This window comes from Clostridium bowmanii, from assembly GCF_018861315.1.
GTDB classification, from domain to species: Bacteria; Bacillota; Clostridia; order Clostridiales; family Clostridiaceae; genus Clostridium_AD; species Clostridium_AD bowmanii.
This window is the reverse complement of record NZ_JAHLDL010000058.1, coordinates 1-13,188: the sequence shown is the minus strand read 5'-3', so window position 1 is coordinate 13,188 and position 13,188 is coordinate 1. Positions and strand designations below refer to the sequence as shown.

The window sequence follows — 13,188 nt, the reverse complement described above, 5'->3', positions numbered from 1 at the left end:
CGAGGGCTTGACCAAGTTATTTAAAATATTGCGATATACTTCTTTTGAAAAAAAGAAGATAAGTTCACTGTGCAATTTTCAGAGAATATTTTTCTGTAAAGAAAATAAATTTCTCTTTATAGAGATAATAATGAGAAGATATTTTATATCTAGTATCCGTAGTCAACGACGGTAGATTCTCAATTATTGTTTCTAAAAACAAATCTGGTGATTATGGCATGAAGGTAACACCCCTTCCCATATCGAACAGGATGGTTAAGCTTCAATGCGCTGATGGTACTGCAGGGGTAACTTTGTGGGAGAGTAGGTCATCGCCAGGTTAATACTAAAATAGAAATATTTTAGTATTTCATAAGGCTCCTTGGTCAAGCGGTCAAGACACCACCCTTTCACGGTGGTAACAGGGGTTCAATTCCCCTAGGAGTCACCATATGTTTGCAGGTGTGGCGGAATGGCAGACGCACTAGACTTAGGATCTAGCGCTTTACGGCATGGGGGTTCAAGTCCCTTCACCTGCACCATATTTACTAAGCGGGTATAACTCAATGGTAGAGTGTTAGCCTTCCAAGCTAATTACGAGGGTTCGATTCCCTCTACCCGCTCCATTTTTGTTTAATATGTGTTTTTAGCTCAGTTGGATAGAGCAACGCCCTTCTAAGGCGTGGGCCGGGGGTTCGAATCCCTTAAGACACACCATTTATTGGGATATCGCCAAGCGGTAAGGCACCACACTTTGACTGTGGCATCCGTAGGTTCAAATCCTGCTATCCCAGCCAATATGGTTTACTAGCTCAGTTGGTAGAGCACATGACTTTTAATCATGGTGTCCGGGGTTCGATTCCCCGGTAAGCCACCAAAATTTATAAGGCTCCTTGGTCAAGCGGTTAAGACACCACCCTTTCACGGTGGTAACAGGGGTTCAATTCCCCTAGGAGTCACCAAAAAAGTACTTGCATTCGCAAGTGCTTTTTTTTGATAATTTTTATTTTATTAAATAATGATGAATATTTCCACAAAAATTATTATTATAGCTGTGGATAATGTTGATAACTTTTAAAAACTAGTGTATATTTATAAAAATGGAGATGAAATTATGTTTATAGACAAAAAAGTTATTATTGCGGAATTTATAAAAAGGCCAAACAGATTTCAGGCTTACGTAAAATTAAATGGAGAAGAGTTAATGGTTCATGTTCCCAATACAGGTAGATGTAGGGAAATATTGGTTCCTGGATCTAAAGTCCTGTTAAGAGAAGAAGTTAATCCAACTAGAAAAACACTCTATGATCTAATTGCAGGATATAAAGATAATAAAATCATTAATATAGATTCACAAATTCCTAATAAGGTTGTTGATGAAGCGCTAAAAAATAAAAAAATAGGACACCTAGCTAAATATAATATAATACAGAGGGAAAAAACTTTTGGAAATAGTAGATTTGATTTTAAACTCTCTAATGACATTGGAGAAGAGTACTATCTTGAAGTAAAGGGGGTAACATTTGAAGTAGATGGCAAAAGTATGTTTCCAGATGCACCTACGGATAGAGGAAGAAAACATTTATTAGAGCTTATAGAGACTAAAAAAATGGGTTTTGGAGCGGGAGTACTATTTCTTATTCAAATGGATAAGATAAAAAATTTTTCGCCCTATGATGATATGGATAAAGCTTTTGGTGATGCATTAAGATTGGCTTACAAAAGTGGTGTTAATATTTTTGCCTATGAATGTGAGGTTGGTGAAAATTTTATAACTTTAAATAATCAAGTTGAAATTATTTTGTAATTATTTATTGATACTTACTTTTAAATAAGTATTGATTGAATTAAAATAACATTAAGAAGAATAAAATATAGTTTAAGGAGTGGAAAATTTGAAATTTATATATTGCCCAATTTGCGGAAGAGAATTAATAGAAAAATACAGTTGGGATGAGGGTGGAGTACCATATTGTCCTGTTGATGATATTATGTATTTTGATACACCAAAACCCTGTATAGTAGTTGCGGTTATGAAGGGTAAACAAATTTTACTGCTTAAACAAAGTTATATTTATGAGAATTCAAAGGTATTAGTATCAGGATATGTAACCAATGGGGAATCTGTTGAAGAAACGGTAGTCAGAGAAGTTAAAGAAGAAACAGGAATAAGTGTTGGTGAGATAAAATATTTGGGAAGTGATTATTTAGCTTCTAAAGAGATTATAATGCTAACTTTTAGTGCTGTGTATATTGAGGGAGAGATAAATAAATCCGCTGAAGTTGAATGGGTTGAGTGGGGAAATATAGATGATGCACTCTGTGAAATGAGCGAAGATGAAATAGGAAAAAAAGTTGTTAGAAAAATGCTAAAGGAAATTAAATATGAGGGAAATAAGGCCTATAGATGTGATATTGAAACTAATTATTTAGATACTATTGAGCAAGAGTAACAGTTCATAAAATAAAAATATGTTGAGATAGTTAAAATAGTGATCAGAATAATCAGAAAGCAACAATTAGTATTTATTGCTTATTGATTATTCTGAAGTTGTTTAAAAGAATGTGAAAGAAATTGGCTAGTTATACCTGTTTATGGGATTCTATTTAATAGGATTTCAAGATATTCACCATCAACATAAGTTACGTGAGCTTCATCAATCATCATACCTACAAGGATAAGTTCTGAATACGAATCATTATCACCAGTAAGGTTCCAATAATATTCTTCCATCTCATGACACCTCTGTGCATTTAGCGATTTTTTTAAAAGTTCCAGGTCATCTTTGGATAAAGTGGATATTTGTGCTCTTATAAATATTATTATTTTCTGATTTTCTTTATGTATATCAATATGAACATTATCTGAACCATGGTTATAACAATAGCCCATTAATTCATTTACTATTTTTATATTTCTTTGCTGTATGTGTTTCAATATTATTTAATCTCCTTTCTAAATGCAGTAATAATCGGTATGAGAATTATACATACTATTCCTCCTGCAAAACCGTTGTTGTATAAATTTAAGCCACCATGAAGATAAGCAAGATTCATCATTAAGCAAATATGTAGAAAACCAGCTAGAGCACCATAAGCCCATCCAAACTGACCTGAAATAGGCGCGAGTGTTGAACTAAATAAAATTCCTAAGAGCATGCTTGGTGAATTAATTGGCCAAATGTTCAATAGTGATGAAAGTGTTGCACCTATCATAACGGGAAATACATTTCTTAAGTGTTTTCCAAATGCACCAAAACCAACAATGGTTAATATTCCACCTATAGTAGGACCATTTAGATCCCCTCCTATTACCAATAAAAAAACAGTAGCATATATACCTAGAATGCCCATGTTTATCATAGTAATACCCCGACCATATAAGAGATAATAATCACTTACTAATCTACCTGGTTGTTTATAAAGTTTGAATAAATTTTTAAAACTTTTATTGTTATCTATGTATCCAACTATTATCATTGTTATAAATATAGAAATTAATGCTACAGAAAATGATAAATTATTTCCAGAAGACCAAATCAATCTACTTTCGAAGTTTACACCAAAAGCTCTTAATAAAGACATAAGTAGTGTTGCAAGGAGTCCAGCTGCGAAACCTACATTATAAAGATTGTAACCCTGGTGAAGCCTTAGACAGTAAGCTGCCATTGGTGGAAAAATAAAACCAATAAAAGTGCTTAATAATACTCCTATAATAATATTTCCACCAAAGGGTAAATGACCTAAAGCTAATTCATTAACTGTAGGAGATAAGGTTGTGGCAAATAATGCTATTAGAACATAGCTTATAAACTTTTCCTTTTGATATTTAGAGTATAGCCAAACTCCAAGGATTATTGGCCAAATATTAACAATATTTTTACCGAAGAGAGAGAAGCCAGCCATTGTAAATAGTGCAGCCACAGTGGAACCGTTTGGTTTTATTCCAACACCTATAAGAAGAATTATAGAGGCTAAAACTACTAAAGACATATTAATAAAAGCTGCACCAATGCCTGCAAGTTTTATGTAATCTGTTATTAGTATATTAGATTCGAAAAGTATTTTTCTAAAACCTAATAAGATTTCTTTGGGGGTATCCATAATAAATGCAAAAATCATAAAAAATAAACACAAGCATATAAACATATAATAGGTTGAATGAATTTTCCGTTGCATTAAAGACCTCCTTATTATTTAAGTTTTAACTTTATATAATAACTTTATAGTAAAAAACTAATAATTGCTAGTATAAATAAAAGAATATAAGTATTATGGGTAGAATTAAATCCTAATTGTACGTATAATTAGAATAGTGATAAAATGTCAGTAGCCTCATAAAATCAGGCTTAATATTATATTAGCTTTAATATTAAAAAATTTTAAAAAAGGAAGCGGGACAAAAATGGAAAAAAACCTTGAATCTAGAAATTCAAATAAAAAAGTGCCTCAAATAACAGGAACATTGAGAAGTCATATGATAGAGCTCCCATCGGCAATAAGGGATGCCAGTGGAATTGTAATATTTGGGAAAAGATTAAAATCTTTTGTTTTTACTACTGATGTAGCAGTTATAAGAAATACAAATGCTGATGCAGTTATTGCAGTATATCCATTTACACCTCAGCCAATAATAACAGAAGCATTATTACTGGCGGCGGATGTGCCAGTGTTTTGTGGTGTTGGAGGAGGAATTACTACGGGGAAAAGAGTAACAAATTTAGCACTAGATGCTGAATTCAAGGGTGCCATGGGTGTAGTAGTTAATAGTCCAATATCAAATGAAGTTGTAAGACAAATAAGGGAAACTATAGATATACCAATAGTGGTTACAATTATATCTGAGTTCGAAGATATAGAAGCGAGAATAAACGCTGGAGCAACTATACTGAATGTTTCAGGAGCTAAAAATACAGCTTATATAGTTAGAAAAGTAAGAGAAAGATATCCTGATTTTCCTATTATAGCTACAGGGGGTCCCAATAATGAAAGTATAAGGGAGACTATAAAAGCCGGTGCTAATGGCATTACATATACACCACCAATAGTAGCTGATATCTTAAATGAAATAATGATTAAGTACAGAAAAAATTATGAGATAGAGAGTGAAGAATAATATATTTAAATTAACTTATATATATGAATTTTAATTAAATTGGTAGGTGATAAAATGGCTGTAGGTGGAGATAATTGTGATAAATGTCCAGAAATTTCTACAAAAAAGTGTGATGGAAAAGCTTCAGACTGTATCTGTAAAAGATGTCCAAGAAATTTAGGGCAATGTTTAACTACAAAATATTGTAGAGAAACTGAATCTATAATTAACATATAATTATAACTAGCATATAAAAGTTACTAATACAAATTTTGTTTTAGTAACTTTTTTGTTTTAAAATAAATTATGAATAATAAGAATTGAAAACATAAATAAAAGGAACACTAAAATTAATATTAATTATATTTAGGAGGATATTATGGTTTCAAGCGAGTTAGAAATGAGAGTAGCACAAAATTGTCATGGATATGGACCTAGATATAACTTAGGATTAATAAATAGTATCACTTTTGGGTCTGAAAGTTGTAATAGTTGTGTTCATTATGTAAAAGAAAAATGTACAGAGGGATTATTTGATGAAATCAGGGAAATAATAAGGTTAAATTGAATATAATACTGACTTGTTATTTATTTCAATATTAAAGTGAAGGAGGAGTAGCATTATGCCAAATATAGAGCAAATGACTCATGTAGCAAATAGTTGTAATGGATATGATTCAGAAGGATGTGGGTTCCAATCGTCAATGGGCACAGTATTTAGTAAAAGTTGTGAAAATTGTAAGCATTTAAAAAATGATAAATGTGAAGTTAATTTATATGACAGTGTTTTAGCTGGATTAGACCAGGGTTAATTAAATCAATAGATTAATAAAATTTTAATAGTAATTTTTAAGAGGTAGTTATCTAACCCATATTGTATATAATATTTAATATATTACATGGTAATAATTAACTTTAAAATCTTTAAAAATATGAATTTGAAGTAAAAATTTAGGATATATGTCAAAATAGTATATGGTTTTATATGATAAATGTGCAAAAATACCTTTAATTCGTATATTATTTATATCTACTATATTGAGAAATTTATATTTAAGTGTTAAAATGAAATTGGTTATATATACTTCAAGCCATATCAAAAATGATTAATAAATGTCAAAATCCAAAACTTGGAGGGTTAATTATGCATAAAAGATTATTTATACCAGGACCAGTAGAGGTAGCAGACGATGTACTTCAAAAAATGGCTACTCCTCAAATATCACATAGAGGTAAGGAAGCTTCTGCACTACAAAGAAATATAAGTGATAAAATGAGAAAAGTATTTAATACTAAAGAAGAAATATTACTTTCAACTAGTTCAGGAAGTGGACTAATGGAAGGTGCTGTTCGTTCGTGCACAGCAAAAAGAGCAGCAATATTTTCAGTAGGAGCATTTGGAAACAGATGGTTTGAAATGTGTACAGCTAATGGTGTTCCAGCAGATAAAATAGAATCTGAATGGGGACAACCAACAACACCGGAAATGGTTGAAAAAGCATTAGAGACAGGAAAATATGATTTAATAACTATTACTATGAATGAGACTTCAACAGGACTAATGAATAACATGGAAGCTCTTTCAGCAGTATACAAAAAATATCCTGAAGTTGTAGTATGTGTTGATTCAGTAAGTAATGCTGCTGGAACAGAAGTAAAAGTAGACGAATGGGCTATAGATATCTGTATAACTTCAACTCAAAAATGTTTAGGACTACCTGCAGGAATGGCCATTTGTTCATTCTCAAAAAAAGCGGTAGAAAGAGCTAAAAAAGTTACAAATAGAGGCGTATATTTTGATTTATTAGGAATGTATGATTACATACAAAAAAAAGATTACCAATATCCATCTACTCCTTCACTTGCACATATGTTTGCATTAGATTATCAATTAGATAAGATATTAGCTGAAGGCCTAGAAAATAGATTTGCAAGGCATCTTGCTGGTGCAAAGCTTGTTCGCCAATGGGCTACAAAATACTTTGAAGTATTCCCGAATGGAGACTTTTTGTCAAATACACTAACTAATATTAAAAACACAAGAGAAATTAATATATCTGACCTAAATAAAAAATTAGCAGAAAAAGGCTATATGATTTCTAATGGTTATGGAAAATTGAAAGATAAGACATTTAGAATAGCTCATATGGCTGAAACTACACCAAAAGAAATAGAAAATTTATTAGTAGTAATTAGTGAAATTTTAGAACTTAAATAATTAAAAATTAAAATTAAGAATGAAAAATTACTTATAATTTTTCATTCTTAATTTAACTTTAGGTAATCATTGAAAATGATATACTTTAGTGGAGTAAACCGTTAAAGTATAACGTTTTCTGCATAAAATGAGGAGGCTTATAATGATTAGAGTATTAGTTACTGATGGTATGGAGAAAAGCGCAATTGAAGATTTGAAAGCTAAAGGGTTTGAAGTTGTTGAACAGTTTTATCAACCTGAAATGTTAGGTGAAGCATTAAAAGACTTTGATGTAATTGTGGTTAGATCTGCAACAAAGGTTAGAAAACCAATAATTGATATTGCAGCACAAGCGGGAAGACTAAAACTTGTAATCCGTGGCGGAGTAGGTGTTGACAATATAGATGTAGCATATGCTATGGAAAAGGGTATAAAAGTTACAAACACTCCAAATGCAAGTAGTGCATCTGTGGCTGAACTTGCTCTTGCTCATATGTTTGCGATATCAAGATTTATTAATATTTCTAATGTATCTATGAGACAAGGTAAATGGGATAAGAAAAAATATGAAGGTGTAGAAATTAGTGGAAAAACTTTAGGTCTTGTTGGTTTCGGTAGAATATCAAGAGAACTAGCAAAAAAAGCATCTGCACTTGGTATGACAGTTATATATACAGATATAATAGGGAAAGCTAAAGATTGTGATGACTATGAATTCTGTGAATTAAATGATGTGTTAAAAAGAGCAGATTATTTATCATTACATATACCATTCTTTAAAGAGCAAGGAGCTCTTATAGGAAAGGACCAATTAGCTATGATGAAGGATGGAGCATTTTTAATTAACTGTGCTAGAGGTGGAGTAGTTGATGAAATTGCACTATTAGAAGCGCTAGATAATGGAAAACTCGCAGGAGCTGGAATAGATGTTTTTGTTGAAGAACCAACTAAAAATGAAAAGCTAGTTAACCATCCTAAGGTTTCTGTAACACCACATATTGGCGCTGCAACTAAAGAGGCTCAAACAAGAATAGGTGCTGAGATAACAAGCATTATTTGCGATTTTTTCAAATAAATTAATTAATTACAGGAGGAATAATCATGGCAGTAGTAAGACCTTTTAAAGCATATAGACCACAATTAGATTTAGTAGATAAAGTAGCAGCTCTTCCTTATGATGTTATGAATAGTGAAGAAGCTAGAGAAATGGTAAAAGGAAAACCTTATTCATTCCTACATGTTGATAAGCCAGAGGTAGATTTAGAACCAGGAATAGACATTCACAGTGAGCAGGTATATCTTAAAGCTAGTGAAAATCTAAAAAAAATGATCAATTATAAAGTGTATATGCAAGAGGAAAAACCTTGTTTGTATATTTATAGACAAATAATGGACGGAAGACCTCAAACTGGTATAGTTGCATGTGCATCTATTGATGATTATATAAATGATATAATAAAAAAGCATGAGCTAACAAGAGCAGATAAAGAGCTTGATAGATTTAATCATGTGGATTATACAAATGCTAATACTGGACCAATATTCTTAACGTATAGACATAAAGATGAAATAGATGGCTTAGTAAAAAACTGGACAGATACAAAAACACCAGTATATGATTTTAAATCAGAAGATGGTGTATCTCAAATTATTTGGGTTATAGATGAGGACGAAGTTATTAATAAGCTATCAGATCTATTTGCTGAAACAGATTATTTATATATAGCTGACGGTCATCATAGGTCCGCTTCTGCTGTTAAAGTTGGACTTAAGAGAAGAGAAGATAATCCATTATACACAGGTGATGAGGAATTCAACTTCTTCTTATCAGTTATATTTCCAGACAATGATTTATATGTAATGGATTATAATAGAGTAGTTGCAGATTTAAACGGAAACTCCTCAGAAGAATTTATAAGCAAAGCTTCTGAAAAATTTGATATTACTCCTTATGAAGGTGAAGGCCAATTTAAACCAGAAGTACAAAGAACATACGGAATGTTTTTAGACAGCAAATGGTATAAACTAGTGGCTAAAGAAGGAACCTTTAATATGAGTGATCCGGTAGATAGGTTAGATGTTTCAATACTTCAAAAGAACTTATTAGAACCAATTCTAGGAATCGATGATCCAAGAACAAATTCAAGAATTGATTTCGTAGGTGGAATAAGAGGACTTATAGAACTTGAAAGAAGAGTTAAGGGTGGTATGAAAGTTGCTTTTTCTATGTGTGCTACAACTATGGATGATTTAATGGATATAGCAAATGCAGGAAAGACAATGCCTCCTAAGTCAACTTGGTTTGAACCAAAATTACAAAGTGGAATATTTGTCCACGAATTATAATTTACTGCTACAATAGAAATGGAAATGTTCAAATAGGTTAAAAAGGCCACGCATATGCGTGGCCTTTTTAAAGATATAGGGTATAATAAAATTATAAGACTGATTATTTACAAATGATATATTTACGATATTATACATTAAAAGGAGAGAGAAACATATGCCACAGCATTCATTATCAAGAACAGAGTTATTAATAGGTATGGATAGTTTAAATGTATTACAAGAAAGTAAGGTAGTAGTTTTCGGAATAGGTGGAGTTGGTAGTTATACAGTTGAAGCACTAGTAAGATCTGGTGTTGGTAAACTAGTATTAATAGATGACGATACAATATGTTTAACAAATCTAAATAGACAAATACATGCTACATTTAAAACTATAGGAAAAAGTAAGGTTTTAGTAATGAAGGACAGAATACTCGAAATAAATCCTAAGTGTGAGGTTATTACTCATGAAACATATGTGACAGCTGACAATATGGGAGATATTATTACTGAGGATACAGATTATGTAGTAGATGCTATTGATACGGTAACTTCAAAAATTGCTTTAGTAGAATACTGCAAACAGCATAGTATTCCTATTATCTGTTGTTTGGGTACTGGGAATAAATTAGACCCAACATTATTTAGAGTTGCAGATATTTATGATACAAGTGTATGTCCACTTGCAAAGGTTATGAGACATGAACTCAGAAAGAGGAATATTGAAACTCTTAAGGTGGTTTATTCTCAGGAAATACCTATTAAACCAAAGCTAGATGAGGTTATAACGTGCAAAGAAGGCTGCGTGTGCACAGGAGGTTCAAAAAAGTGTGCTATGAAAAGACAGATTCCAGGGAGTATATCCTTTGTTCCACCAGTAGCAGGAATGATAATTGGTGGGGAAGTTATTAAGGATTTAATTAAAAAGAAAGAATGATTTATGCTATAATAAATCTGATTAAGGGAAAAGACAATTAATACCTTTATCTACTAGTACTGTGAGGAGGGAATTAATTGAAGAACAAGAATAATACTATAGTTATAATTTTTCTGTTTCTTATGATGGTACTAAATGCAATGGCTGAAAATAGTAGAGGCGTATTTATACCCTCTTTTAAATCGGATTTTAATATAGATAATACTGACATTGGAATAATGATTTTTATATGTTCCTTAGCATACATATTGTTTTCTTATGCTGGAGGATTACTTTGTGAAAAGATAGGCCAAAAGAGGGTTATCCTATTAGGGCTTTGTTTTATGTTCTTTTCACTGATATTATTATTATCAGCAGGAGATAGTTATACTTCTTTTTTAATAAATATGTTCCTTATGAATATAGGGCTTGCACTAACAAGTATAGCTATAAACACATTAGTGCCGGTATTCCTTATAAGTTATCAAGCTATTCTTATGAACATAGTACATTTTTGTTATGGAGTGGGTGGAGCTATAGGTCAAGCCCTAGGTGGGGTCTTAATGACTAAGGGTTTTACTTTTAGGAATATATATTTAGGAATAGCTATTCTATTCGTGATGTTACTTAGTGCATTCACTTTTATAAAAATGCCTCATACTCATAAATATAATGAAGGCAATAAAATAAATAAACTAGATGTTTTTAAAAATAAAATAGTTTATTTCTATGTACTTGCATTAGGATTTTATGTTTTTGCTGAGGTAGCTACATTAAGTTGGTTAGTGAATTATATAAAAGATAATTATCAATATAATAGTAGTAGGAGTGCTTTCTATAGTGTTATGTTTTTGGTCTTATTTAGTGTAGGAAGATTAGTAGGTGGATTTATAGTTAAAAAGCTAAGTTATTTAAAAGCGACTATGGGTTCTTTAGTAATTGCAGTATGCTTATTCACCTTAGGACTCGTTATTGGAGAAAATGGTCTTATAATAATATTTGTTTCAGGCTTCTTTTTTGCAGTAACATTTCCAACCATAGTACTTACTATAAGTAAGGTATTTAAGCAAAACACTTCCTACATAACAGGAGTGATAGTTACATTAACTTCTTCAGTTAATATGTTGCTTAACTTGGTAATAGGTAGGTTAAATGATAAAATTGGTACTTACCTAGCTTTTTATATGATACCAGTAAGTCTAATAATATCAATTATTTTTATATATCTTATACATATAAATACAAAAATTAATTTTAAGGTTAGTGGGGTTAACAATGAACAAAGGTAAGTATGTGAACTTAGAGGCTTTAAAGGGGAATGAGAGAGAGTATGTAATAAAGGACAATAGTTATATTATACTAGGAAGAATATTTATTGTTGAATTGGACAAACAAAATAAGTTTTGTCAGTTTAGATTAAAATTCCACAAAAGTACTGATAGAAGTTATGAGTATTTAAAAGATACATTAAATCTTATGCTTAATATTCTGTTTAAGAATATGGGAATAAACAAGATAAATGTTATAGCTCATGAAACTATAAATTTAAGTGCTTTTATTGACTTAGGCTTTCAGTTAGAAGGTATCATTACAGATAGTGTAATAAATAAATCTGAATATCAATCAGAGTTTACGTTCGGTATAAATAGTTTTAACTTTAATAAAAATCCAATAAAAAAGAATCTAGTAGTTAAAGCGAGTAATATTAAAATTGGAGTACTAACTCCTGGTGATGTAGAAGAAATATTAGATTATCAACTAAGAAACAGGGAATTTCTAAGACGTTTTGAGCCTTCTAGGGATGAGGGCTTTTATACTTTAGTAACCCAGAAACGCATTTTGACAGAGAGCTACAAGCAATTTATAATGGGTACTGGTGTTAATTTTGGAATATATAAAAGCAATAAAATTATTGGAAAGATTAAAATATCGAATATAGTTATGGGTGTTTTTAAAAATGCCTTTATAGGTTATTCAATGGATGAAAAACAGCAAGGCATGGGATATATGAAGGAGGCAGTTAAACTTGTAGTAGAATATGCTTTTGAGGAATTAGAATTACATAGAATAGAAGCAACTACTTTAATGGATAATGAGAAATCACAACGAGTTTTAAAAAGCTGTGGGTTTAAAGAACTTGGCATAAGTGAAAAGTACTTATACATAAATGGTGAATGGAGAGATCACATAGTATTTTATAAAGTTAAAAGTAGTTAATTAATCTATAAAATTAAAGTTTTCATTGTAATTTTAATAGACGTAATGATTTATATATGTTAAAACTTAAGTATTTAGTCTTAGTTTATAAGTATATATGTGTATACGAATCCTAGTGTATCAATATAAGAAAAACGTAGAAAAAGAAAGAAAATAAGATTATTGTGAATCTATATTGATATAAGTAACATATATCATAGAATAGATGGGAATGACTATGATAGAATATTAAATGTTGTCGCAGTTTAGCAACGATAAAGTAATCATCCTAGTATAATAGAAATTTTAATTCGAAAGTTTAAAAAACTGTTGACAGATGATTGAATAACTGATAATATAGTAGAAGTCGTCACATGATGACAAAGCAAATTGGTCTTTGAAAATTAAACAGAGAAATAGGTAAAATAACGAAATAATATTTCGTTAGACCAGTTAATTACTTTAGATAAAGAATTA

Annotated in this window: 14 protein-coding genes, 7 tRNA genes and 1 rRNA gene; 20 read left to right on the top strand and 2 right to left on the bottom strand. The window is 30.8% G+C overall.

Annotation, left to right across the window (positions count from 1 at the left end; all coding sequences use genetic code 11):
* Window positions 1-203 precede the first annotated feature (203 nt).
* From rrf to KPL51_RS22065, 10 genes are all read left to right on the top strand, one after another.
* Window positions 204-320 (top strand): 5S ribosomal RNA (gene rrf / locus KPL51_RS22110).
* A gap of 35 nt (window positions 321-355) precedes the next feature.
* Window positions 356-430: transfer RNA gene (locus KPL51_RS22105), tRNA-Glu, on the top strand.
* A 7-nt stretch (window positions 431-437) separates the two neighbouring features.
* Window positions 438-521 (top strand) — tRNA-Leu (locus KPL51_RS22100).
* Window positions 522-531: 10 nt separating this feature from the next.
* A tRNA-Gly gene (locus KPL51_RS22095) sits at window positions 532-605 on the top strand.
* Window positions 606-619: 14 nt separating this feature from the next.
* Window positions 620-696, top strand: a tRNA-Arg gene (locus tag KPL51_RS22090).
* Between the two features lie 5 nt (window positions 697-701).
* Window positions 702-776 (top strand) — tRNA-Gln (locus KPL51_RS22085).
* A gap of 4 nt (window positions 777-780) precedes the next feature.
* Window positions 781-856: transfer RNA gene (locus KPL51_RS22080), tRNA-Lys, on the top strand.
* A 10-nt stretch (window positions 857-866) separates the two neighbouring features.
* Window positions 867-941, top strand: a tRNA-Glu gene (locus tag KPL51_RS22075).
* Window positions 942-1,093: 152 nt separating this feature from the next.
* Window positions 1,094-1,786 carry a DNA/RNA nuclease SfsA gene (sfsA, locus tag KPL51_RS22070; RefSeq protein ID WP_216166423.1) on the top strand — a complete coding sequence of 231 codons (693 nt, stop codon included), beginning with the start codon at window positions 1,094-1,096 and terminating at the stop codon, window positions 1,784-1,786.
* 88 nt (window positions 1,787-1,874) lie between these two features.
* Entirely contained in the window at window positions 1,875-2,432 is a 558-nt protein-coding gene (locus tag KPL51_RS22065) for an NAD(+) diphosphatase (protein ID WP_216166421.1), read from the top strand.
* Window positions 2,433-2,572: 140 nt separating this feature from the next.
* Here the strand turns inward: KPL51_RS22065 and KPL51_RS22060 are convergent, their stop codons facing one another.
* Both KPL51_RS22060 and KPL51_RS22055 read right to left on the bottom strand, forming a co-directional pair.
* On the bottom strand, window positions 2,573-2,917 hold the full coding sequence (locus tag KPL51_RS22060) for a hypothetical protein (protein WP_216166419.1): 345 nt from the start codon (window positions 2,915-2,917) through the stop codon (window positions 2,573-2,575).
* A 2-nt stretch (window positions 2,918-2,919) separates the two neighbouring features.
* Complete coding sequence (locus tag KPL51_RS22055) at window positions 2,920-4,158, bottom strand: DUF1576 domain-containing protein (protein ID WP_216166417.1); 1,239 nt, start codon at window positions 4,156-4,158, stop codon at window positions 2,920-2,922.
* 226 nt (window positions 4,159-4,384) lie between these two features.
* Between KPL51_RS22055 and KPL51_RS22050 the strand changes: the two genes are divergently transcribed.
* The 10 genes from KPL51_RS22050 to KPL51_RS22005 all read left to right on the top strand — a co-directional run bounded on the left by KPL51_RS22050 (window position 4,385) and on the right by KPL51_RS22005 (window position 12,732).
* The gene (locus KPL51_RS22050; RefSeq protein WP_216166415.1) at window positions 4,385-5,095 is read left to right on the top strand and encodes a hydrolase; all 711 of its coding nucleotides are present in this window, start codon (window positions 4,385-4,387) and stop codon (window positions 5,093-5,095) included.
* Window positions 5,096-5,149: 54 nt separating this feature from the next.
* A complete protein-coding gene (locus KPL51_RS22045) occupies window positions 5,150-5,311 on the top strand; it encodes a hypothetical protein (protein ID WP_216166413.1) in 162 nt (53 codons plus the stop codon).
* A gap of 142 nt (window positions 5,312-5,453) precedes the next feature.
* The gene (locus KPL51_RS22040; RefSeq protein WP_216166411.1) at window positions 5,454-5,642 is read left to right on the top strand and encodes a hypothetical protein; all 189 of its coding nucleotides are present in this window, start codon (window positions 5,454-5,456) and stop codon (window positions 5,640-5,642) included.
* Window positions 5,643-5,697: 55 nt separating this feature from the next.
* Window positions 5,698-5,886 (top strand): hypothetical protein, encoded by a 189-nt coding sequence (locus tag KPL51_RS22035; protein ID WP_216166409.1) that lies wholly within the window; start codon window positions 5,698-5,700, stop codon window positions 5,884-5,886.
* Window positions 5,887-6,218: 332 nt separating this feature from the next.
* A complete protein-coding gene (locus tag KPL51_RS22030; protein WP_216166407.1) occupies window positions 6,219-7,292 on the top strand; it encodes a pyridoxal-phosphate-dependent aminotransferase family protein in 1,074 nt (357 codons plus the stop codon).
* Between the two features lie 142 nt (window positions 7,293-7,434).
* Entirely contained in the window at window positions 7,435-8,346 is a 912-nt protein-coding gene (locus KPL51_RS22025) for a D-2-hydroxyacid dehydrogenase (protein ID WP_216166405.1), read from the top strand.
* Between the two features lie 26 nt (window positions 8,347-8,372).
* On the top strand, window positions 8,373-9,617 hold the full coding sequence (locus KPL51_RS22020) for a DUF1015 domain-containing protein (protein WP_216166403.1): 1,245 nt from the start codon (window positions 8,373-8,375) through the stop codon (window positions 9,615-9,617).
* A 157-nt stretch (window positions 9,618-9,774) separates the two neighbouring features.
* The gene (locus KPL51_RS22015; RefSeq protein WP_216166401.1) at window positions 9,775-10,536 is read left to right on the top strand and encodes a tRNA threonylcarbamoyladenosine dehydratase; all 762 of its coding nucleotides are present in this window, start codon (window positions 9,775-9,777) and stop codon (window positions 10,534-10,536) included.
* 77 nt (window positions 10,537-10,613) lie between these two features.
* A complete protein-coding gene (locus tag KPL51_RS22010; RefSeq protein WP_244998169.1) occupies window positions 10,614-11,804 on the top strand; it encodes an MFS transporter in 1,191 nt (396 codons plus the stop codon).
* Window positions 11,791-12,732 carry a GNAT family N-acetyltransferase gene (locus KPL51_RS22005; RefSeq protein ID WP_216166399.1) on the top strand — a complete coding sequence of 314 codons (942 nt, stop codon included), beginning with the start codon at window positions 11,791-11,793 and terminating at the stop codon, window positions 12,730-12,732. The genes KPL51_RS22010 and KPL51_RS22005 overlap by 14 nt, the downstream gene beginning before the upstream one ends.
* Window positions 12,733-13,188: the final 456 nt, after the last annotated feature.

Excerpts from the sequence above, each read along its gene's own strand:
- sfsA (WP_216166423.1), top strand. The coding sequence starts at position 1,094 with ATGTTTATAGACAAAAAAGTTATTATTGCGGAATTTATAAAAAGGCCA.
- KPL51_RS22055 (WP_216166417.1), bottom strand. The coding sequence starts at position 4,158 with ATGCAACGGAAAATTCATTCAACCTATTATATGTTTATATGCTTGTGT.
- KPL51_RS22050 (WP_216166415.1), top strand. The coding sequence starts at position 4,385 with ATGGAAAAAAACCTTGAATCTAGAAATTCAAATAAAAAAGTGCCTCAA.
- KPL51_RS22045 (WP_216166413.1), top strand. The coding sequence starts at position 5,150 with ATGGCTGTAGGTGGAGATAATTGTGATAAATGTCCAGAAATTTCTACA.
- KPL51_RS22040 (WP_216166411.1), top strand. The coding sequence starts at position 5,454 with ATGGTTTCAAGCGAGTTAGAAATGAGAGTAGCACAAAATTGTCATGGA.
- KPL51_RS22035 (WP_216166409.1), top strand. The coding sequence starts at position 5,698 with ATGCCAAATATAGAGCAAATGACTCATGTAGCAAATAGTTGTAATGGA.
- KPL51_RS22030 (WP_216166407.1), top strand. The coding sequence starts at position 6,219 with ATGCATAAAAGATTATTTATACCAGGACCAGTAGAGGTAGCAGACGAT.
- KPL51_RS22025 (WP_216166405.1), top strand. The coding sequence starts at position 7,435 with ATGATTAGAGTATTAGTTACTGATGGTATGGAGAAAAGCGCAATTGAA.
- KPL51_RS22020 (WP_216166403.1), top strand. The coding sequence starts at position 8,373 with ATGGCAGTAGTAAGACCTTTTAAAGCATATAGACCACAATTAGATTTA.
- KPL51_RS22015 (WP_216166401.1), top strand. The coding sequence starts at position 9,775 with ATGCCACAGCATTCATTATCAAGAACAGAGTTATTAATAGGTATGGAT.
- KPL51_RS22005 (WP_216166399.1), top strand. The coding sequence starts at position 11,791 with ATGAACAAAGGTAAGTATGTGAACTTAGAGGCTTTAAAGGGGAATGAG.